The following is a 20,574-nucleotide window of genomic DNA, read 5'->3' on the forward strand; positions in this document are numbered from 1 at the left end:
TCACTTCATCGCCTCCCCTCCGGGGACTCCCACCCATGGTTTCCATCCGCCCCGACGAGATCAGCGCCATCCTCAAGAAGCAGATCGCCGACTACGACAAGTCGGTCTCTGTCAGCAACGTCGGCACCGTCCTGCAGATCGGTGATGGCATCGCCCGGGTCTACGGCCTGGAGCAGGTGATGGCCGGTGAGCTGGTGCTGTTCGAGGACGGCACCGAGGGCCTGGCGCTGAACCTGGAGGACGACAACGTCGGCGTCGTGCTGATGGGCGAGGGCCTGGGCATCCAGGAGGGCAGCACCGTCAAGGCCACCGGCCGCATCGCCGCCGTGCCGGTGGGCGACGCCATGCTGGGCCGGGTGGTGAACGCCCTGGGTCAGCCGATCGACGGCAAGGGTGAGATCGCCACCACCGAGACCCGCCTGATCGAGTCGATGGCGCCCGGCATCATCCAGCGCAAGTCGGTGCATGAGCCGATGCAGACCGGCATCACGGCCATCGACGCCATGATCCCCATCGGCCGCGGCCAGCGCGAGCTGATCATCGGCGACCGCCAGACCGGCAAGACCGCCATCTGCATCGACACGATCCTGAACCAGAAGGGTGAGGACGTCGTCTGCGTCTACGTGGCCATCGGCCAGAAGAACGCCTCGGTGGCCAACGTGGTGGAAGTGCTCCGTGAGCGCGGCGCCCTCGACTACACCGTGGTGGTGGCGGCCAGCGCCTCGGAAGCGGCGGCCCTCCAGTACCTGGCCCCGTACACCGGCGCGGCCATCGCCGAGTCCTTCATGTACAAGGGCAAGGCCACTCTGGTGGTGTACGACGACCTCACCAAGCAGGCCCAGGCCTACCGCCAGATGTCGCTGCTGCTGCGCCGTCCCCCCGGTCGTGAGGCCTACCCCGGCGACGTCTTCTACTGCCACAGCCGCCTGCTGGAGCGGGCCGCCAAGCTGTCCGACGCCATGGGCAAGGGCAGCATGACCGCCCTGCCGATCATCGAGACCCAGGCCGGCGACGTCTCGGCCTACATCCCCACCAACGTGATCTCGATCACCGATGGTCAGGTGTTCCTGAGCTCCGACCTGTTCAACTCCGGCCTCCGTCCCGCCATCAACGTGGGCATCTCCGTGAGCCGGGTGGGCGGCGCCGCCCAGACCAAGGCCATCAAGAAGATCGCCGGCACCCTGAAGCTGGAACTGGCCCAGTTCGACGAACTGGCTGCCTTCTCCCAGTTCGCCTCCGACCTTGACGCCGCCACCCAGGCCCAGCTGGCCCGGGGCAAGCGTCTACGCGAACTGCTCAAGCAGCCCCAGTTCAGCCCCCTGATCCTGGCCGAGCAGGTGGCTGTGGTGTATGCGGGCGTCAAGGGTCTGATCGACGACGTGCCCGTGGAGCTGGTTCCCCAGTTCGCCCGCGAACTGCGTGAGTACCTCAAGAGCAACAAGCCCGAGTACATCAACAAGGTGCAGACCGAGAAGGTGCTGAGCGACGAGTCCGAGGCCATGCTCAAGGACGCCATCGTCGAGGTCACCTCCTCGATGCTGGCCGCCGCCTGAGGAGCCACCACCCATGGCCAATCTCAAGGCAATCCGTGACCGGATCAGTTCGGTCAAGAACACACGCAAGATCACCGAAGCCATGCGGCTGGTGGCCGCCGCCAAGGTGCGCCGTGCCCAGGAGCAGGTGCTGCGCACCCGCCCCTTCGCCGACCGCCTGGCCCGGGTGCTCCAGAACCTCGAGTCCCGCATGGGCTTCGAGGGGGCCGACTCGCCCCTGCTGGCCGAGCGCCGTCCGGTGGGCACCATCACCCTGCTGGTGGTCACCGGGGACCGGGGTCTCTGCGGTGGCTACAACGCCAATGTCATCCGCCGGGCCGAGCAGCGCTTCGCCGAGCTCAAGGGCCAGGGCTTCACAGTGGACATGGTGCTGATGGGCCGCAAGGCCATCACCTACTTCACCAACCGCTCCTACCCGATCCGGGCCACCTTCACCGGTCTTGAGCAGGTGCCCACCTCCCAGGAAGCGAACGAAATCGCCAACGAAGTGCTCGCTGAGTTCCTCTCCGCCAGCACCGACCGCGTGGAGATCGTCTTCACCCGCTTCATCAACCTGGTGAGTTCCCAGCCGGTCGTGCAGACCCTGCTGCCCCTCGATCCCCAGGGCATCGCCAGCTCCGACGATGAGATCTTCCGTCTCATCACCCGTGACGGCCGCCTCGGGGTGGAGACCGGCAAGGTGGAGAACGCCGAGCCGGCCCTCCAGCCGGACTTCGTGTTCGAGCAGAGCCCGGAGCAGCTGCTCAATGCCCTGCTGCCCCTCTACCTGGCCAACCAGCTGCTGCGCTCCCTCCAGGAAGCCGCCGCCAGCGAACTGGCCAGCCGGATGACGGCCATGAACAACGCCAGCGACAACGCCAAGGCGCTCGCCAAGACCCTCACCCTCGACTACAACAAGGCCCGCCAGGCCGCCATCACCCAGGAGATTCTGGAAGTGGTGGGTGGCGCGGCGGCGATGGGCTGACCCGCAGCTCCAGGTGGCCGGTGGCGGGATCCCGCTCCCGGCCCAGCTGCCAGCCTTGCGTCCGGGCCAGCAGCAGTTCCATGGTCGTTCGCACGCGGCTTCCGTGGCAGAGATGGCCGCCCGTCGTGCGGCCCTCGGCATCCGCCACCACCAGGTGCAGGTGGGCGCCATCCCTGCTGAGGCTGCCTGCCAGCAGGATCACCTCCTGCGGACCGGCCAGCACGATGCCTGCGTCCTGATCAGCGAAGCGCAGCACCGGACTCTCCAGGCTGCCGATCCCGCAGACGACGAAGCCGCAGAGCTCCGGATCCGCCTGGGCCCGTTGTTCGAGTTCCCTGCGCAGATCCACTCCCGGCGGCAGACGGAGGGGGTGGTACGTCATGGCGTGGCGTGGGCCTCCGGGGTCAGGAGCCGCAGCGGTAGCCCTTGTCGCGGAAGACCCGCAGACAGGCATCCACGACGGCGGAGTCGTAGAGGCGACCGCGGTTGGTTTCGATCTCCCTGAGGGCGGCGTCGGATCCCAGCCCGGCCCGGTACGGGCGATGGGCACACATGGACTCCACCACGTCGGCCACCGCCACGATGCGGGATTCCAGGAGCAGCTGGTCGCCGGCCAGGCCGTTCGGGTAGCCGCTGCCGTCCATCCGCTCGTGGTGTTCGAGGACGATGCGGGCAATCGGCCAGGGGAAGGCCACGTCCTTGAGGATCTCGTGGCCGGCCTCGACATGTTCCTTGATCAGGTCGTACTCGTGGCGGCTGAGCTTGGTGGGCTTGCAGAGAATCTCCGCCGGCACCGTGATCTTGCCGATGTCATGCACGGACGCCGCCAGCCGCACGCCTTCCAGTTCCTTGGGCGAAAGTCCCAGATCCGCCCCGATGGCGACCGCCAGGTTGGCCACCCGCTTCTGGTGACCGGCGGTGTAGGGGTCCCGCATCTCCGCCATCCCCCCCAGCACCGAGAGCAGCTGCCGGTAGAGGAGCTCCTGCTGTCTGAGGGTGTCGACCCATCCGGCCTCCGCCAGCTCCCTGGCGATGAGGCTGCCGAGACGGGTGGCGATCGTGTCGAGCAGCAGCCGCTCCTCCGCCAGGAAGGGGCCCTCGCCGGCCGCCTCGAAACGGTCGCTGTAGCCCACGCTCACCGAGCCGTGGAGGGTGTCCCTGACCCAGATCTCCGCGGACTGCACCGACGGGCAGCGCTCGAGATCGCCCGTCTGATAGCAGCGGTCGCCGCGACGGATTCTGGCGACGGCGCTGCCCGAATGCAGCCAGGCCTCCGGGATGGTCGCCACGATCTGCTCGAGCATGGCGTCGATCGGGCCCTGGCTCGTGCTGATGATGGATTCGATCTGCTGGAGGCAGTGGAGTTCCTTCATCCGCTCCGTCAGGGCCTGCTCCAACGGCAACGACAGGCCGGAGGGGGTGCAGGTCGCCACGGGATGGGCCGCTGAGCGCGCGCCATTGGAGCCATTTCCCTTCCCTACGGAAGCGTTCATATCCTCTTCCTTCCCAGATGAGCAGAACGGCACGAAGCGCCTGCAACGGCGGTCGGTGTGTTTCTGTTGTCTTCACGCTACACCTGTGTCAGTGACCTCGCATCTGTTTCGGTGCACGGCGAGTCACGGCCGGGCGTTCCTGCCTGGGGATTCCATAGCCCAACGCCGCGGCCGGGACCATCACGGACGCCAGCGGGGGACCGACCGCATGGCCCACCACGCCGATCCCTTCCCGCTGGAGCAGCTCGGCCTGGGTGTCGCCGTTGGGATCCCGTTTGGTCACGCCCAGACTTCCATCCGCTGACACGACCCGGTACCAGGGGACTTCCAGCTTGGCGCCGTCCTCCAGCTGGCTGAGGATGTAGGCGACATGCCGGGGCATCACCGCCAGATGCTCGCCGATGGATTGGTAAGTGGTGAGCTTCGATTCGGGAATCGACGCGACCACCGTGAGAACCTGCTCCTTGATGCGCGCAAAAGCCTCGGACTTCGCCATCGAAGACTAACTCTGGCCGCGTAGATCGATGATCACATTACCCTTCTTTCGTCCCGTGTCGACATACCGATGGGCCGCCACGATCTGCTCGAAGGAATAGATCCGGTCGATCACCGGTTGGAACGCTCCCGCTTCCGCCAGGGCGGCAAGATGGTGCAGATCGTCCACCTTCACGGTCGCGGGTCCGGCGATGACGCTTCTGTCGCTCGTCAGCGACACCCACACCCCCCGCAGCATGTCGGGCAGTCCGGCCAGCACCAGCAACAGTCTTCCACCCGGCTTCAGTGAGCGCCGGCAGCGCGCGAACGGGGCATTGCCGACCGTGTCGACAATCACGTCGTAGGTGATGCCGTTCCGGCTGAAGTCGTCCCGGGTGTGGTCGATGACATGGGCCGCCCCGAGGCGGCGCACCAGATCGAGGTTCGCCGTGCTGCACACCCCGGTGACCTCAGCCCCGGCGCGGCGGGCCAGCTGGACAACGGCCGTGCCCACCGCCCCGGAGGCCCCGTTCACCAGCAGCCTCTCGCCGGGTCGCACCCTGGCCCGGCGCAGGAAATCCAGGGCCGTCGTGCCGCCGAAGCACAGCGCCGCAGCCGTTTCGTCGGAGAGGGCGGGCGGGGTGGCCACCACCAGGCCGTCCTGGGGCAGGCAGAGGTACTCGGCATGGCAGCCCAGGCGGGTGTCGCTGAAGGCGAAGACCCGCTCGCCCACCCGGAATCGGCTCACCCGCGCACCCACCGCGGCGACGACGCCGGCCAGCTCGGAGCCGAGGACGGGCTGGCGGGGTTTCCGCAGGCCGAACACCAGTCGCATGATCAGCCCGAAACCCGCCGGCACCGTCTGGCTGCGAATCCGCCAGTCCGCCGAGCTGACCGTGGTGACAAGGATCCGGATCAGGATCTCATCGTCCTTCGGAGTGGGTGTGGCGAGCTCCCGGATCTGGAGCACCTCCGGCGGCCCGTAGCGTTCGGCGACAACGGCTTTCATGGCAGGGGGGTTCCGAGAAAGGAGCTGTAGGCCCTGGTGAGGGCCTCCTTGCCGCCCGTTTCAACCACGGCGCCGTGGGCGACAATCACCCGGTCGAAGTCCCAGCGCAGGACGGCCTGCATGGCCCTGCGCAGCGAGGCGCGGTCGGTGGTGGCCAGGCGCTCGAGTACGGAGGGCTCCAGGCGACCGTACCCGCCGCCGATGCGCGTGAGGCAGCGGGTGAGCCAGGCGGCGGAGGCATCGAAGTGGAAGGCACTGTCCGTCAGGATGAGCGTCCTGCTGGGGGTGTGGCAGAAGGCCACCTCGTGCAGCGGCGCTGGGCCACTGGGCGTCAGGGTGTGGAGCCCGCTGAGGCTGGACAGGAGCAATCCCGGCCAGGGGGAGGGCTCTTCGGCGCTGAGCAGACCATCCAGCTCCAGATGGGGGCACTTCTGTTTCAGGCCGGGCGGACCCCAGACGGTCGCCCGGGGAAAGCGCTGGCGGAAGGCCTCGAGATGGAGATGGTGAAACGCGTTGGGCGCCACGATGTCGGTGACCACACCGATGGCGGCCAGGCCCTCTTCGAGGGCGGGGGTTGGCTGAATCGGCGAGAGGATCACCAGCCGGTTGCCGGGCTCCAGGCGGATGACGCTCATCCGGGTGCCGATGCTCAGGCCGACGTACGTCTGCGCCTGTTCGGCCACCCAGAGATCATCGGCGAGGCGGTGGAGCATGGGAAGGATGGGGATGACGCAGCACCCTGGCAAGGATGGCCGCCCCACCCTTGGGGAAAGCCACGCCATGGTGGTCCTCATCGGCGAGGAACACCAGCGCATGGTCCGGATGGTCGGGGATCCAGGCTTCATACTTGGCTGCCCAGATCACCAGATGGGCCTCCAGCTGCGTCAGAAACAAGGCCAGTTGTCCCAAACGGCGGTGGGACGGTGGGGCGGCCCGGAAGTAGCGGTCGGAGCGCAGCCACTCCAGCAGGGATTGATTCAGGGGCCGGATCGTGTGCATCGTCATCGCCCGTATCAATCCATGCAGCTGCCGTTCCTCCTCATTCATGGCCGCGAACGTCTCCGCAAACAACCGTTCGTATCCAGGCTCCAGGGCGGCTGTCTCCGGTAGACGACTCTTCAGTTGGGCGGCCAGCCGCTTCAGCAGTTTCCGCTGGGCTGCATAGGCCGCGTCGCCGGCGCGCAACAGCGCGTAGAGCTCCGCCAGCCGACTCCGGCGTTTCTGTGCGGTTCCCCGCAGCTGAAGCACCACTTCGATGGCCGTTCTGCCCCCATAGCCCAGGGCGGCGATGAACCCTGCAAGCAGGGCCGGGGCAGCCCAGGATGGGTCGGCGGGGAGGGCCATCAATCCAGCCGGCGAAGAATCGGAAACGGTGAGCCGGCCAGATTCAGCCTTTCCTTCATGGCCCAGAGGCTACCTGAGGTGGTTCTCCGGATGGACACTTCCGTGGCCTTCCGATGGGACCACCGGACACCAAGATCCCATTGGACGTTCTGCGTTCGCGGCTGAGATCACGGGTCGGAGGAGTGAACCAGCCTCTCTCCCCATCGCACCAACCGATGGTCATGTCTGCCGCCTGCCGTCCATCTTCGGCGGACCCGTCCGGCAGCATTCCGGGGACCGGTCGCCTGCCGCCCATGCCCGATGCCGCCGCCCCCGTCTTCCCCATGGCTGGGGCCCCCGCCCTGGCGATCGAGCCCCTGTTCCCCATGGCCCTGGGCCGGGTTCAGCTGGCGCCCGATCCCCTCGACACCGCCCTGCTGCTGCAGCGGGCCCTGGAGCTGCGGGAGCGGGACCCCAGCGAGGAGGGGGTGGCCTGGACCGGCGATGTGCGCGGTGCCGGGGAGCTGCACCGCGACCCCCTGTTCGCCCCCCTGATCGGCCGGCTGGCACTCCATGCCTGGGCGTATCTGGCGGCGCTCGGGTTCGACCGCCGGCGCCTGTCCCTGCACGTGCAGCGCAGCTGGCCGGTGATCAGCGAGGCCGGCGAGCAGGTGGGGCGCCACCACCATCCCAACGCCCACCTCAGCGCCATCTACTACCTCAACGGCGACGGCAGCGGCCGCAGCGGCTGCCTGCGCCTGTTCGCCCCCCGGCAGGTGAACGAGCTGGTGCCGGGTCTGGCGGTGGGCCAGGACGGCCCGATCGGGGCCGATGCCGCCCTCAACCGGCCCTGGCACGACGTGGCGCCCCGGGCGGGGCTGCTGCTGCTGTTCCCCTCCAGCGTCGACCATGCGGTGCTGCCCAACGAAGATCCCGACGACACCCGCTTCTCCCTCAGCATCGACTTCGTGCTCACGGCCCCGGCGACCGCGGCCGATCCGGGCGAGTACCTCGCCCCCCACCCCGGTCGCTGGCTGGCGATCGGGGAGGATGGGGGGGACCCGGGAGCCTGAGCCGCCCACCCCACGCCACCCCACGCCACCCCGCCAACGCCGCCCCTCCCCGATCCCCCGCCGTGTCCGAGACCACCCCAGCGACCACCCCAGCCACCACGCCGGAGCCTCCCGTCTTCCAGGTCAGCGCCAGCCTGGATGGCACCGCGTACCGCTTTCCCTGCCGCAGCGACCAGACGGTGCTGAGCGCCGCCGAGGCGGCCGAGGTGCCCCTGCCCAGCTCCTGCTGCTCGGGCGTCTGCACCACCTGCGCCGCCCTGCTGCACAGCGGCACCGTGCACCAGCCCGACGCCATGGGGGTGAAGGCCGAGCTGCAGGCGAAGGGCTATGCCCTGCTGTGCGTCTCCTATCCCCTCTCCGACCTCGACCTGCTGGCCGGCCAGGAGGACGCCCTCTATGAGGCCCAGTTCGGTCAGTTCCAGCAATGAGCGCCCTGGTGCCCCTGGAGCTGTGGTTGCAGGCCTCCCCTGGTCCGCTGCTGCCCCAGCTGCGGCAGGGGCTGGCCCGGGAGGCCCGCCGCCTGGCCGGTGAGGGCGCCGAGCCCCTGCGCTGGGCGATCACGGCGGTGGATCCCCACCGCGGCCTGCGGCTGGAGGGGATCGTGGTGGGCCCGTCGCCGGCCCCCGCTGCCGGCCCTTGAGCGCGGCGGCCCCACCCCTGCCCACCCTGCTGGTGATCCCCACCGGGGTGGGCTGCGCCGTGGGCGGTTTCGCCGGTGACGGCCTGCCGGCGGCCCGGCTGCTGGCGGCGGCCAGCGGCTGCCTGATCACCCACCCCAACGTGATGAACGCCGCCTCCCTCTACTGGAGCGACCGGCGCCTGCATTACGTGGAGGGCTGGAGCCTCGACCGCTTCGCCGCCGGCGAGCTGGCCCTGGCTCCGGTGCCCAGCCAACGGGTGGGTGTGCTGCTGGATGCGGGCATCGAAGCCGAGCTGCTGCTGCGCCACCGCCAGGTGATTGAGGCCTGCCGCGCCAGCCTGGGGCTGACGATCGGCCCGGTGCTCAGCAGCGATGGCCCCCTGGAGGTGAGCCTCACGATCGGCCCCAGCGGCAGCAGCTGGGGCAGCCTGGGCCGGCCTGAGGCGCTGCTGCGGGCCGGTGAAGCGCTACGGGACGCCGGGGCCACGGCCATCGCCGTGGTGGCCCGCTTCCCCGATGAGCCCGGCAGCGACGCCCTGGCGGCCTACCGCCACGGCGCGGGGGTGGATGCCCTGGCCGGGGCGGAGGCGGTGATCAGCCACCTGCTGGTGCGCCACCTGGGGGTGCCCTGTGCCCATGCCCCCGCCCTGGCGCCCCTGCCGCCCGACCCTGGGCTGGATCCGCGGGCGGCGGCGGAGGAGCTGGGCCACACCTTCCTGCCCTGCGTGCTCGTGGGGCTGAGTCGGGCCCCCTCGCTGCGGCCGGAGCCGGCCAGCGGCCACGGGCTGCTGCACGGCGCCGATCTTGGGGCAGTGGTGGCGCCGGCGGGGGCCCTGGGGGGGGAGGCGGTGCTGGCCTGCGCCGGGCGGGGCGTGCCCGTGATTGCCGTGGAGGGGAACCCCTGCCTGCTGCAGGTGAGCGGCGAGGCCCTGGGGCTGCCGGTGATCCCGGCCGCCAGCTACGCCGAGGGGGCCGGGATCGTGCTGGCCCTGCGGGAGGGCCTCGATCCGGCGGCCCTGCGGCGGCCCCCGCCACCGCTCGACTGACGGGCCTGGGGCCAGTGCCTGGCTCCAGGAGCCTCAGGGCTCGCCGAGGAAATCCCGCTTGCCGAGTTCCACGCCGTTGTGGCGCAGGATGTCGTAGGCGGTGGTGACGTGGAAATAGACGTTGGGCAGCACGAACAGCAGCAGGAAGCTCTGGCCGCTGAAGTGGAGGGTTTCACCGCGGATCGGCAGTTCGATCGGCTTGGTCTCGGTGCTGTCGATCTGATCGCTGGAGAAGGCCGCGAGGCTGGCGAGGGTCGTCTCGATGCGGCCGATCAGGTCGGCGAAGCTGGCCTCGTCGTCCGCCATCGCGGTGCTCTCCACCCCGGCGAGGCGGGCCAGGCCGCGGCGGGCGATGTCGGTGGCGATCTGCACCTGGCGCACCAGGGGGAACATGTCGGGGTAGAGGCGGGCCTGCAGCAGCACGGCCGGATCGATCCCTTTGGCTTCAGCGTGGGCGGCCGCCTTGGCCAGGATGCCGCTGAGGTTGGTCAGGCTGCGGGCCAGGGGCGGAACGGCCGCCTCGAACATCGAGAGGGTCATGGCTGGGGCGCGGGGCCGGGGGCAGGCGAGGCGGACTGTAGGCCGGTCGACGGGGTGGCCCGGCCGCGGTGATGAGCAGAAACACTCAGCCGGTTTCCCCCCTAAGGCGGACCGATTGCGAGTTAAGCTCTCTGCGATCGCTGCTCCGGGCGGCGCGTCGTCAAGTCGTTCTTCACACATTCACATGGCTGCCATCGAAAAGGTCCCCAGCGTCGTCTTCAAGACCCGTGTGCGCGATGAGTCCGTGCCCGGCCCCAACCCCTTCCGCTGGCAGGACCTCACCACCGACGACATCTTCAAGGGCAAGAAGGTGGTGGTGTTCTCCCTCCCCGGTGCCTTCACCCCCACCTGCTCCTCCAACCACCTGCCCCGTTACGAGGCCCTGTACGAGGAGTTCCAGGGCCTGGGTGTGGACAGCATCGTCTGCATCTCGGTCAACGATGCCTTCGTGATGTTCCAGTGGGGCAAGCAGGTGGGCGCCGACAAGGTGTTCCTGCTGCCCGACGGCAACGGTGAGTTCAGCCGCAAGATGGGCATGCTGGTCGAGAAGGACAACCTCGGCTTCGGTGCCCGCTCCTGGCGCTACTCGATGCTCGTCAACGACGGCACGATCGAGAAGATGTTCGTGGAGCCGGGCCTCGAGGACAACTGCCCCACCGACCCCTTCGAGTGCTCGGACGCCGACACGATGCTGGCCTACCTGAAGGGCACCGCCCCCGCCGGCGTCTCCGCCCCCAGCCGCGAGTTCGTCGGCTGAGGCCTCGCCACCGCTGATCCGATCGCCCCCGACTCCTGCCAAGGAGCCGGGGGCTTCCCCTTTTCGGGAGGATGCCCAAGCGGCGAAGCGTCGCCAGCATGGGCCCAGCGGCCGTGGGCGGAGTGGCGGTGAAGGACGGCAGCGGCGCCACCAGCTTCCGTTTCCGCCCCCAGGGACCGGGCCGCTTCTTCGTGGCGGCCTTCCTGTCGTTCTGGCTCTGCGGCTGGCTGGCGGGGGAGATCTTCGCCCTCTGGGTCCTGTGGCGGCTGCTGACGGGCGGGCTGGCCTCCGGCCAGTGGGCCCTGCCGGCGCTGCTGTTTCTGCTGGTGTGGCTCAGCCTGTGGAGTTTCGGTGGTGCCGTCGCCCTGCGGGAGGTGCTGGGCGCTCTCTGGTCGGAGGACCGGCTGGTGCTCGGGCCGGATGGCAGCCTCGTGCGCCAGGCCCAGCGCGGGCCCTTCCGTCGCCGCCGGCCGCTGCCCCGCCATGAGATCCGGCGCTTCCATGTGGCCCAGGCCGGCGCCTGGGGTGGTCCCCTGATGGCCGAACGGGCCGGCCGCCCGCTGGAGATCACCCGCCTCGGCAGCCCGCGCCAGCGCCAGGAGGCCGCCGACCAGCTCAACCGGCTCCTGGGGTTGCGGCCGCTGGCCGACGCCCCGGCCCCGGCCCGGGACCGGGCCCCGGCACTGGCCGTGCTGCCGGAGGGCTGGCGGGAGCTCACCCCCACCTTCGGCAGTCCGCTGCTGGTGCCCGATCCGGCCCTGCGCCGGCAGCAGCGCCTGGTGATGGGCCTGGTCAACCTGGTGCTGTGGGGCCTGCTGGCCCTGCTGATCCGTGGCGGCACCGCCTGGCCGGGGTTCTGGGCCCTGGGGATTCCGCTGGCCCTGCTGGCCCTGGCCGGCGGCTGGGGTCAGCTGTGGCTGGCCCTGGGGCGCCGGGAATGGCGGCTGGAGCCGCGGCTGCTGGTGCTGCAGCGCCGTTTCGGCAACCGCCTGCGCACCCTGGGGGAAGCGCGGGCCCTGGAGCTGATCGAGCGGGTCGACTCCGACGGCGACCGCTCCTACCGGCTGCAGGCCATCCGGCCCCCCGATCCGCCCCTGCGGATCGACGACGACGCCACGGGTCCCACCTCCCTGCGCCAGCTGGGGGCCTGGCTGGCGGCGCGCTCGCGGGTGCCCTTCGAGGACCGGGTGCCCAGCGAGGAGCAGCGACGGCAGCAGCGGCGCGCCGAGATGGAGCGACTCCGCCAGCAGCTGGCCGCCTCCGGCCGTTTCGGGCGCTGGGCGGCCCGGCAGCTGGAGCGGGCCGAGGACTGATCGGCGCCGATCCTGGCGTGCCCAAGCATCGCGATGGACCAACATCTGGCATGGATCGATCCCTTCCTCCCGGCGAAGGGTGCAGCGGATGCGCTGCCTTATGGAGGAATCTCGATTAGCATTTTTTGAGTGATCCCTGGAGATTTTCGGCAGAAGTGCTTCCTAACCACCCCACTTCTGTCGCAGATCCGCATCACTCCCCATGGAGATGGTGAGCGATTCCGATGGGATTTTCAGACACATTTCACTTCCTGCATCCGGTTTCCCGCGACCGTAATCGCAAAAAAGTGATCAACGATACGTCCGGCAACTGCGAGTCTCCCCAGCTCAGGCGCTCCCTGGCGCCGGGCGCCTCACCCGGCCGTCAGCCCATCCTTGACGCCCTGCCGGATCCCTTTCTCCTCCTGGTGCCTGAGCGGGATGGCGAGGGCCGCATCACCGACTTCGTCTGCGCCTATGCCAATGGACCGGCCTGCGTGCTCCATGGCCGCACCCAGAGCCGGATGCTGGGGAGCCATCTGCTAGATCTGCTTCCGCCCCTCCACGGCCACGGCCCGTTCGATCGCTGTGTCCGCGCATTCGAAGCGGGGAGCACCATCGATGTGGAGGTACCCGGCTGCGGGGATGGCCATGGGCCGTCGGGCCCCCTGCGCCTCTTCCCCGCCAATGGGCTGCTCTGCTGCCTCTGGCGTGGGGCGACGGAGCCGACGCCCCTGCAGCGGCAATGGCTGGAGCTCGACCGGCGCTATCACCTGCTGGCCAGCCATGTCTTCGATCTGGTGATCGAGGTGGACGCCGATCACCGGATCCTCTGGGTCTCCGCGTCGGTCGAAGCCCTGCTCGGCTGGCCGGCCCCCACCCTGCTCGGCCGGCCGGCCATGGCCTTCGTGCACCCCGACGACCGCGGCCGGGCCCTGCGGGCGGGTCTGAACCTGCAGGAGCGGGGCCGCCTCGGCAGCGAACTGCGGATCCGCCGCGCCGACGACAGCTGGTGCTGGATGGGGGGCAGCGTCCATCCAGCCGCGGAGGGGAACGGCAGCGCCTGGCTCCTCTCGCTCCGCGACGTCCACGACGTCGTCACCGGCCTGGCGGTTCGCAGTGTCGCCCTGGCCCGGATCCGCACGGCCCTCGAGCGCCAGGCGGGAACCGGATCGACCCTGGCGGTCCTGAGCATCGGTGTCGATGGACTCACCCCGGTGAACGATGCCCTCACCCATGCCGGCGGCGACCAGCTGCTCGCCTTCCTGGCGGCGCGCATTGTCCGGGAGGTCGGCGATCCCGATCAGGTGGGCCGGGGCACCGGCGACGAATTCATCGTGCTGCTGAGCGATCTGACCTCCATGGCCGAGGCGGCCTCCCTGGCCGAACGGATCCTGAGGGCCTGCCGGGCGGCGATCACCATCGGGGGCCAGCCCATCGATCCCACCGTCAGCATCGGCATCGCCACCTCCGCCGCCGGTGCCCTCCCCGACGAGCTGCTGCGGGACGCCAGCCTCGCCATGCGTCAGGCCAAGGCCCGGGGCCGCAACTGCTTCGCCCTGCTCGACGACGCCCTGGCCACCGAGGCCCACACGCGCCTGCTGTTCGCGGCCGAGATCCAGCGGGGGCTGGTGATGGAGGAGTTCGCCGCCTGGTTCATGCCGATCGTCTCCTTCGCCACCGGGGAGGTCACCGGCTACGAGGCCCTGGCCCGCTGGGTGCGGCCCGATGGCCTTGAGGTCCCTCCGGTCGAATTCCTTCCCTGCGCCGAACGCCGCGGTCTGATCGTGCGGATCGATCAGCTGGTGCTGCGTCAGGCCCTTGCGGCCCTCTCCCGGCTGCCCGAAGGCCTCACCATGGCGGTGAACGTGTCGGCGGCCAGCCTCGCCCAGCCCGACCACCCCCAGCTGGTGGCGGAAGCCCTCGAAGCCGCCGGGGTGAGCCCCGACCGGCTGCACCTGGAGGTCACCGAGACGGCCCTGCTCAGCGTCACCGAGCGGATCCGGCAGCAGATGGAGCAGCTCGCCGGCCGTGGGATCCGCTGGTACGTGGATGATTTCGGCACCGGCTACTCCTCGATCAGCCATCTCCGCGACCTGCCCATCGCCGGGCTGAAGCTGGATCGCTCCTTCACCTGCGCCATGCGGGCGAAGGACACCAAGAGCCTGCGGCTGTCCCAGGCGCTGGTGGGGGTGGCCGAAGGCCTGGAGCTCGACACGGTGGCCGAGGGGGTGGAAACCATCGAGGAGGCCCGCCTGCTCACCTCCCAGGGCTGGCTGCGGGGCCAGGGCTGGCTTTACGGCAAGGCGGCTCCCTTGGAGCCCTAGTCCTCCGCCTCAGCCCAGTTCGGCGCAGCAGGCCGCGAAGGCCGCTGCCGGGTCGGTGGCGCCGCTGATCGGGCGCCCGATCACCAGCTGGGTCGCCCCGGCGGCCACCGCCTCCGCCGGTGCCATCACCCGCCGCTGGTCGGCCTTGTCGCTGCCGGCGGGGCGGATCCCCGGGGTCACCAGGGTGAAGGGCCAGGGATGGGCCGCCCGCAGCCGGGCCACCTCATGGGGGGAGCACACGGCTCCGGTGACGCCCGCGGCCGCCGCCAGCTGCGCCAGCTGGCCGGCATAGGCTTCCACCGGCGTCTCGACGGCCAGTTCGCGGCGGAAACGGTCGGGTTCCCAGCTGGTGAGCACGGTCACCGCCAGCAGGGTGGGGGGAGGCAGGCCCTCCTCGGCGGCCCCTTCCTCGGCCGCGGCCTGGGCGGCGGCGAGGGCCTCGCTGCCGGCGCAGGCATGCACGGTGATCAGTTCGGCCCCCAGCCGGGCGGCGCTGCGGCAGGCGCCGGCCATGGTGGCGGGGATGTCGTGGAACTTGAGATCCAGGAACACCCGCAGGCGCCGCTGCCGCAGCTCCCGCACCACGGCGGGTCCGGCGGCGGTGAACAGCTCCAGGCCCACCTTCACCCAGCGGAGCTCCGGAACCGCCGCCGCCAGGGCCAGGGCCGCGTCGGCGTCGGGGCGATCGAGGGCCAGGATGATTCGCTCGGCCGGGGCCAGGGTGGGCTCCGCGGTCGTGACGGTGTGTTCGGCGTCCGCCATCAGGCCACCAGCCGCCGGAAGGTCTTCTTACCGAGCTGCAGCACCTTGCCGGCCAGTTCCGCGGCGCTGGCGAACTCCTGGTTGGGGTCGCTGAGCTTCTCGCCGTCGAGCTTGACGCCGCCCCCCTGGATCTGCCGCCGCCCCTCGCTGCTGCTGGCGCAGACCTTCAGGGCACTGAGCAGATAGAACGCCTTGAGGGGGAAGGCCAGCCCGGCCAGGGAGGCCTCGGGGACGCTGTCCGCCTGGGGTCCGTCCCCCGTCCCCCCGGCGCCGGCGGTCACCAGAGCGGCCGCATCGGCCTGGGCCTGCAGCGCCGCCTCGCGCCCGTGGCGGCTGGCGGTGACCTCCAGGGCCATGGCCTTCTGGCGCTCCCGGGGGTTGGCGGGCAGGGCGGCGGTGTCGAGATCGGTGAGCAGGGTGAGGTAGTCCTCCACCACCGCGTCCGGCACCTTCTCGAGCTTGGAGTACATCGAGAGGGGGTCCTCCATCAGCCCTACCGTGTTGCCCAGGCTCTTGCTCATCTTCTGCACCCCGTCGAGGCCGGGCAGGATCGGCAGCAGCAGCCCGAACTGGGGTCGCTGGCCGAAATGGCGCTGCATGTCGCGCCCCATGGCCACGTTGAACTTCTGGTCGGTGCCGCCCAGTTCCAGGTCGGCCGCGACGGCCACCGAGTCGTAGCCCTGCAGCAGGGGATAGAGGAATTCGTGCAGGCTGATGGGGGTGCCCGAGCCGTAGCGGTTGGCGAAGTCCTCCTTGGCCAGCATCTGGCCCACGGTGCTGATGCCCAGCAGCTCGATCACCTGGGGCAGCGCCAGGCCGGCGAGCCACTCGGAGTTGCGCCGCACCTCCAGCCGGCCGGGGGTTTCGAAGTCGAGCAGGGAGCGCTCGGGGGGCTGGCCCTGGCCCAGCTGGGCCAGGTAGGTGGCGGCATTGGCCTCCACCGCCGCCGCGTTGAGCTGCACGCGGGTGCTGCTCTTGCCGGTCGGATCGCCGATGCGGGCCGTGAAGTCGCCGATGATCAGCACCGCCGTGTGGCCGGCGTTCTGGAAGGCCCGCAGCTTGCGGAACAGCAGGCTGTGGCCCAGGTGGATGTCGCTGCCGGTGGGATCGATGCCCAGCTTCACCCGCAGGGGCCGGCCCTGGCGTTCCGCCTCCGCCAGCCGGGCCTCGAGCCGCTGATCCGGGTCGGGCTCCCGGCCGGCGGGGAACAGGTCGGCCATGCCCCGGGCCAGGGCGTCCGCCAGGGGCGGCACCGGCAGCGGCGCTCCAGGCGGTTCCGCCTGATGTGCCGCCTGATCCCCGTGCTCCGCTTCCCCCATCGACGCCAGCCGCCTGCCTGGGGGGGATGGTAGGCAGCCGTGGTGCTCCGCTCGCTCAGCCCAGCAGGGCCACCACATCGGCGGCGGCCCGCTCGCCGCTGGTCACCGCACCCTCGAAGAAGCCCGGCCAGCGTTCCGCCACCTCCGTGCCGGCCCAGAACACCCGGCCGTGGGGCCGCAGCAGGGCATCGCCGCTGCGGGTCCACAGCCCGGGGGGCATCCAGCCGGCAAAGGCCCCGCCCACGTAGGGCTCCCGCGGCCAGTCCTTCTCCACGTAGTCCAGCGGTTCCAGCGCCACCGGGCCGAAGTAGGCGGCCAGATCCTCCAGCACTGCCGCCCGGCGCTGCTCCGCGTCCAGGGCTGACCAGCGCTCCTGCCGGCGGCCCGCCACGAAGGCGGCGATCACCCCCAGCCCGGTTTCAGGATCGGAGCTGTCGGCGCAGAGCTCCACCCAGGGGCGATCGCCGATGCCGATGCCCGCCAGTCCGGCCTGCCGCCACCAGGGGCTCCCGTAGGCGACCAGCACCTTGGTGCAGCGGCCCATGGCCATGCCCTCCTGGAGGGCGAGCCGATCGGCCGGCAGCCCGGGGGTGAAGCGGATCGCGGCGGCCATCGCCGGCGGCATGGCCACGATCACCGCCCGGGCCTGGTGGCTGGCCCTGTCGGTGGTCACCGTGATGGCGCCCTCCGCACCGGGGCCGGAGGGGTCCTCGGACTGATGGATCTCACGCACGGGTTCGCCGAGCAGCACCGCGTCCCCCAGGCCTTCGGCCAGCAAGGCCGGCAGCTGGCCGGCACCGCCGTGGATCAGCTCCTCCTCGGGGTGGTCGCCCTGGGGCGCCGTGCGCTGGCCCCAGGCCACATGCAGCAGCGACACCTGGTCCGGCTCCGCCGGCCCGAGAAAACCGACGGCCCGGCAGAAGTAGGCGAAGTACCAGGCGGCGAAGGGGGTGTGGGTGTGGGCCTCGATCCAGTCCTGGAAGCTCAGCCGGTCGAGGGCGGCGGCATCGGGATGGTGATGGGGATGGCCCTCCGGCAGGGACGCCACCAGCTCCTGGAAGCGCCCGAGGGCCTGCATCGCATCGTCCCAGTCGTGGGTGGGCACCGAGGGCGGCTGCCCCTCCGGAAACCCCTGGAAGAAGCCGCTGAAGGTGCAGCGATGGGACCCGAAGCAGAGGACGGTCTCACCGTCGTGGGGGGAAGGGAACCGGCGCAGGCCCTGCTCCTCGAGCAGGGAGCGGAAGCGGCCGTGGGTGGCGCCCAGCCACTGGCCGCCCAGGTCGATCCAGGCGGGAGGTCGGGCCCCGGAGGGCCCGTTGCCGGCCAGCGTCAGGGGCGCCCGCACCATGCGGCCTCCCACGGCCGGCGCCGCCTCGATCACCCGCACCGACAGGCCGGACCTGCGCAGATCCCTGGCGGCCACCAGCCCGGCCAACCCCGCTCCGACGACGATGACGTCCCGCACGCCGGATCAGCCCGCCGCGTCGAGCTGGCTCTTCATGCGCTCGAGGGTGAGGGTCATCTGGTCGAACATCTTCTCGGGAGTAAGGCCGAACTGGCCGAGCTGGGTGCGCAGCTGTTCAACGGTCAGCTTGGCCTGGAAATCCTCGGACAGTTCGAAGCGCTTCATGAACACCTGATAGCGCTCCATCATCTCCTCCATCCGCTCGATGTAGAGCTTCTTGCCCTCGCGGTCGAACTTGCCGTACTCACTGCCCAGCTGCATCAGCTGCTGGTAATCGCTGAACAGCCGCTTCGCCTCGTCCTGGACGATCTCGGAGTCGAAGAAAGCCATGGGGAGGGTGCTCCGGACGGCGGGAAAGGTCGATTCTGCAGAGCCCGGGCAGGCCTGGGGAGTGCGGATCCACGTATCGCTTCCCCCGGCCCGCCACGCCGGATACCGAATTCCGGCCCATCCCCTGGTGAAGATGACCAACCCCCCGTCTCTGGGGGTGTCCCCGCACCTGCGCCCGTGGACCTCACCCCCCTGCTGCCCCAGGTGCGTGACGACCTCAGCCGGGGACTGGCGCTGCTGAACGGGGTCCGGCTGGTGCTGTGCCTGGGCAGCCGGGCCCAGATCACCCTGCTCATGGGCACGCCCGCCCGGATTCTGGGGGCCGCCACCACGGCGTCCGAAGGGCTGGCCCAGGTGCGCCGCCATCGGCCCGCGCTGGTGTTGGTCAGCGACCGGCTGGAGGAGGGATGCGGCGTGGACCTGGTGGTGCAGATCAAGGAGCGCCACCCCGAGATCCGCACCCTGCTGGTGGTGTCCCAGGAGCACCGCCTCGCCCGGATCCGCAGGGCCCTGCAGGCGGGCTGCGACGGCATCGTGGCGGAGTCGCGCCTGCTCCATGGTTCCGGCCTGCAGGCCCTGCACACCGTGCTCGGCGGTGGCCTCTACCTCGACCGTTGCCTGGTGGGGGCGGCACTGGCGGACCAGGAGCCCGGCGGCGATGCCGCCGAGCCGCTCAGCCCCCGGGAGCGGCAGGTGCTCGAGCGGGTGGTGCGCGGTCTGACGAACCATGAGATCGCCGGGGAACTGATGGTCTCGGTCGACACCGTCAAGACCCACGTGCGCAACGTGCTGCTCAAGCTGCGGGTCCGGGGGCGCATCCAGGCGGTGGTCATCGGCCTGCAGCTGGGCCTGGTCGACTGGCCCCGACCCGGAGGCACCCGCTAGCTTCAGGCCCGACCTGCGAGCGCTCGGGCCTCCATGGCAGGACGCCACTGGCTGGATCCCCTGGCCCGCCACCTACTCGAGGCCACCGGCCAGCTGCCGCCGCTCCCGCCACGGCCCGAGGCCCCCCCGGTGGGGACCGGTGATGCCGGGTTGGGGGCCGAGGAGGCCGTCGAACGGGAGCTGCTCGCCCTCAAGCTGGCCCTTAACCCGGCCCTGCGGTTCCGGGATGGGGCCGAGGTGCGCCAGGCGGCCGCCCTGGGCTGGAGTCTCGAGGTCAATCTCGCCGAGGCCGGCGACTGGCTGCGGCTGCCCGGCTGCCCCCCTGGACTGGTGGACCGGCTGGTCCGCCTCCAGGGCGAGGGTCAGCAGTGGTCCGGCCCCGGGGATCTGGCGGCGGCCCTGCAGGTTCCCCCCGCCCTCGTGAGCACCTGGCTGCCGGTGCTGCGCTTCCGTCGCCGTCGCCATCCCCGGCCTGTGCCGCCGCCGCCGCTGGCGATCAACCAGGCGTCCGTGCGGCTGCTGGAGGAGCGGCTCGGCCTGGGGCCGGAGCGCTGCCGCTGGCTGCTGCAGGAGCGGGCCCGGGAGCCCTTCCGGGATCTGGCCGATCTCCAGCACCGCCTGGAGCTCTCCCCCGGGCAGGTGGAGGGCTGGATCGGCCGGTTCCGCTATGACGCCGCCCCGGGCCCGGTGCTGCCCCCGGCCCGGAGGCGGGCCCGATGAGCCGCCAGGGGGAACTGTTTCCGGCGGCCGCGGTGGCCGGCGCGTCGCCGCCCCCGTCCCTGCCGCTGTGGCGGGAGCAGCTGCTGGCCTGGCAGGCCCGTCTCGCCGACCACCAGGCGCCGCTGTTCGCCGCCGCCGCTGACGCCGCCCCCCCCCAGCAGGGCCAGCTGTTCCCCGGTACCGCCGACCCCGGCGATCCCCTCGAGCAGGCGCGGCGCTTCGATCCCCTCAGCCTCAGCCCCCAGAGCCTGTCCTTCTGGCGCTGGCCCCGGCTTCCCCAGCGGGGGGCGGCCCTCTACCTGGTGATGGATCGCCCGCCGCAGCTGGCGCTGCCCCTGCTGCTCTACGTCGGTGAGACGGGCCGGGCCGACCAGCGCTGGAAGGGCGACCACGACTGCAAGGACTACCTGGCGGCCTACGGCGAGGCCCTGGCCCGGGCGGACCTGGAGGCGCGGCCGAGCATCCGCTTCTGGTCGGACGTGCCGGCGGCGGTCGCCCCCCGCCGGGCCCTGGAGCAGGCCCTGATCCGCCGCTGGCTGCCCCCCTTCAACAAGGAGACCCGGGACCGCTGGGCCACCCCGTTCACGGCCGACCCCGCCTGA

General features: G+C 70.9%; 23 protein-coding genes. 12 read left to right on the forward strand and 11 right to left on the reverse strand.

Annotated elements, in window-relative coordinates; all coding sequences use genetic code 11:
* Positions 1–35: 35 nt before the first annotated feature.
* Together atpA and KBZ08_RS10675 are read left to right on the forward strand one after the other, a co-directional pair.
* A complete protein-coding gene (atpA, locus tag KBZ08_RS10670) occupies positions 36–1,553 on the forward strand; it encodes a F0F1 ATP synthase subunit alpha (protein WP_106220305.1) in 1,518 nt (505 codons plus the stop codon).
* Positions 1,554–1,566: 13 nt separating this feature from the next.
* On the forward strand, positions 1,567–2,517 hold the full coding sequence (locus tag KBZ08_RS10675) for a F0F1 ATP synthase subunit gamma (RefSeq protein WP_106220306.1): 951 nt from the start codon (positions 1,567–1,569) through the stop codon (positions 2,515–2,517).
* Here KBZ08_RS10675 and KBZ08_RS10680 read toward each other — a convergent pair.
* From KBZ08_RS10680 to KBZ08_RS10705, 6 genes are all read right to left on the reverse strand, one after another.
* Positions 2,468–2,899, reverse strand: coding sequence for a PPC domain-containing DNA-binding protein (locus KBZ08_RS10680; protein ID WP_254972867.1), 432 nt, complete (start codon positions 2,897–2,899; stop codon positions 2,468–2,470). The genes KBZ08_RS10675 and KBZ08_RS10680 overlap by 50 nt on opposite strands.
* Positions 2,900–2,921: 22 nt before the next feature.
* The gene (locus KBZ08_RS16530) at positions 2,922–3,950 is read right to left on the reverse strand and encodes an HD-GYP domain-containing protein (RefSeq protein WP_254972869.1); all 1,029 of its coding nucleotides are present in this window, start codon (positions 3,948–3,950) and stop codon (positions 2,922–2,924) included.
* Positions 3,951–4,098: 148 nt separating this feature from the next.
* Positions 4,099–4,506: an MGMT family protein gene (locus tag KBZ08_RS10690; protein ID WP_254972871.1), complete on the reverse strand. Its 408-nt coding sequence runs from the start codon at positions 4,504–4,506 to the stop codon at positions 4,099–4,101.
* Positions 4,507–4,512: 6 nt separating this feature from the next.
* The gene (locus KBZ08_RS10695) at positions 4,513–5,493 is read right to left on the reverse strand and encodes an NAD(P)-dependent alcohol dehydrogenase (protein WP_106220310.1); all 981 of its coding nucleotides are present in this window, start codon (positions 5,491–5,493) and stop codon (positions 4,513–4,515) included.
* Positions 5,490–6,206, reverse strand: coding sequence for a DUF4336 domain-containing protein (locus KBZ08_RS10700; protein ID WP_181280041.1), 717 nt, complete (start codon positions 6,204–6,206; stop codon positions 5,490–5,492). The genes KBZ08_RS10695 and KBZ08_RS10700 overlap by 4 nt, the downstream gene beginning before the upstream one ends.
* A complete protein-coding gene (locus KBZ08_RS10705) occupies positions 6,184–6,837 on the reverse strand; it encodes a hypothetical protein (protein ID WP_181280042.1) in 654 nt (217 codons plus the stop codon). Before KBZ08_RS10705 ends, KBZ08_RS10700 begins: the two co-directional genes overlap by 23 nt.
* A 323-nt stretch (positions 6,838–7,160) precedes the next feature.
* Here KBZ08_RS10705 and KBZ08_RS10710 point away from each other — a divergent pair, with 323 nt between their 5' ends.
* The 4 genes from KBZ08_RS10710 to KBZ08_RS10725 all read left to right on the forward strand — a co-directional run bounded on the left by KBZ08_RS10710 (position 7,161) and on the right by KBZ08_RS10725 (position 9,575).
* Positions 7,161–7,889 carry a TIGR02466 family protein gene (locus KBZ08_RS10710; protein ID WP_219904029.1) on the forward strand — a complete coding sequence of 243 codons (729 nt, stop codon included), beginning with the start codon at positions 7,161–7,163 and terminating at the stop codon, positions 7,887–7,889.
* 62 nt (positions 7,890–7,951) lie between these two features.
* Positions 7,952–8,317, forward strand: a complete 366-nt coding sequence (locus tag KBZ08_RS10715) for a 2Fe-2S iron-sulfur cluster-binding protein (protein ID WP_315861256.1) — start codon at positions 7,952–7,954, stop codon at positions 8,315–8,317.
* Positions 8,314–8,529: a hypothetical protein gene (locus tag KBZ08_RS10720; RefSeq protein ID WP_254972875.1), complete on the forward strand. Its 216-nt coding sequence runs from the start codon at positions 8,314–8,316 to the stop codon at positions 8,527–8,529. The genes KBZ08_RS10715 and KBZ08_RS10720 overlap by 4 nt, the downstream gene beginning before the upstream one ends.
* A complete protein-coding gene (locus tag KBZ08_RS10725; protein ID WP_254972877.1) occupies positions 8,526–9,575 on the forward strand; it encodes a DUF3326 domain-containing protein in 1,050 nt (349 codons plus the stop codon). The genes KBZ08_RS10720 and KBZ08_RS10725 overlap by 4 nt, the downstream gene beginning before the upstream one ends.
* Positions 9,576–9,608: 33 nt before the next feature.
* Here the strand turns inward: KBZ08_RS10725 and KBZ08_RS10730 are convergent, their stop codons facing one another.
* Positions 9,609–10,115: a DUF1993 family protein gene (locus KBZ08_RS10730; RefSeq protein WP_254972879.1), complete on the reverse strand. Its 507-nt coding sequence runs from the start codon at positions 10,113–10,115 to the stop codon at positions 9,609–9,611.
* 184 nt (positions 10,116–10,299) lie between these two features.
* Here KBZ08_RS10730 and KBZ08_RS10735 point away from each other — a divergent pair, with 184 nt between their 5' ends.
* The 3 genes from KBZ08_RS10735 (at position 10,300) to KBZ08_RS10745 (ending at position 14,491) form a co-directional block, all read left to right on the forward strand.
* Positions 10,300–10,872, forward strand: a complete 573-nt coding sequence (locus tag KBZ08_RS10735) for a peroxiredoxin (protein ID WP_254972880.1) — start codon at positions 10,300–10,302, stop codon at positions 10,870–10,872.
* Between the two features lie 98 nt (positions 10,873–10,970).
* Entirely contained in the window at positions 10,971–12,185 is a 1,215-nt protein-coding gene (locus tag KBZ08_RS10740; RefSeq protein ID WP_106220317.1) for a hypothetical protein, read from the forward strand.
* 407 nt (positions 12,186–12,592) lie between these two features.
* A complete protein-coding gene (locus KBZ08_RS10745; protein ID WP_254972882.1) occupies positions 12,593–14,491 on the forward strand; it encodes an EAL domain-containing protein in 1,899 nt (632 codons plus the stop codon).
* 9 nt (positions 14,492–14,500) lie between these two features.
* Here KBZ08_RS10745 and pyrF read toward each other — a convergent pair whose 3' ends face one another.
* The 4 genes from pyrF to KBZ08_RS10765 all read right to left on the reverse strand — a co-directional run bounded on the left by pyrF (position 14,501) and on the right by KBZ08_RS10765 (position 18,367).
* Complete coding sequence (pyrF, locus tag KBZ08_RS10750) at positions 14,501–15,253, reverse strand: orotidine-5'-phosphate decarboxylase (RefSeq protein WP_254972884.1); 753 nt, start codon at positions 15,251–15,253, stop codon at positions 14,501–14,503.
* Entirely contained in the window at positions 15,253–16,473 is a 1,221-nt protein-coding gene (gene tyrS / locus KBZ08_RS10755; RefSeq protein ID WP_254972996.1) for a tyrosine--tRNA ligase, read from the reverse strand. Before tyrS ends, pyrF begins: the two co-directional genes overlap by 1 nt.
* A 154-nt stretch (positions 16,474–16,627) precedes the next feature.
* A complete protein-coding gene (locus KBZ08_RS10760; protein WP_254972886.1) occupies positions 16,628–18,037 on the reverse strand; it encodes a flavin monoamine oxidase family protein in 1,410 nt (469 codons plus the stop codon).
* Positions 18,038–18,043: 6 nt separating this feature from the next.
* Entirely contained in the window at positions 18,044–18,367 is a 324-nt protein-coding gene (locus KBZ08_RS10765; protein ID WP_106220321.1) for a DUF1825 family protein, read from the reverse strand.
* 177 nt (positions 18,368–18,544) lie between these two features.
* Here KBZ08_RS10765 and KBZ08_RS10770 point away from each other — a divergent pair, with 177 nt between their 5' ends.
* From KBZ08_RS10770 to KBZ08_RS10780, 3 genes are read left to right on the forward strand one after another with little or no spacing between them, the layout of a single operon-like run.
* A complete protein-coding gene (locus KBZ08_RS10770; protein ID WP_106220322.1) occupies positions 18,545–19,252 on the forward strand; it encodes a response regulator transcription factor in 708 nt (235 codons plus the stop codon).
* A 33-nt stretch (positions 19,253–19,285) separates the two neighbouring features.
* Positions 19,286–19,972: a hypothetical protein gene (locus KBZ08_RS10775; RefSeq protein ID WP_254972888.1), complete on the forward strand. Its 687-nt coding sequence runs from the start codon at positions 19,286–19,288 to the stop codon at positions 19,970–19,972.
* On the forward strand, positions 19,969–20,574 hold the full coding sequence (locus KBZ08_RS10780) for a GIY-YIG nuclease family protein (RefSeq protein WP_254972890.1): 606 nt from the start codon (positions 19,969–19,971) through the stop codon (positions 20,572–20,574). Before KBZ08_RS10775 ends, KBZ08_RS10780 begins: the two co-directional genes overlap by 4 nt.

The sequence above is a fragment of the Cyanobium sp. Candia 9D4 genome, assembly GCF_024346155.1.
GTDB classification, from domain to species: Bacteria; Cyanobacteriota; Cyanobacteriia; order PCC-6307; family Cyanobiaceae; genus Cyanobium; species Cyanobium minutissimum.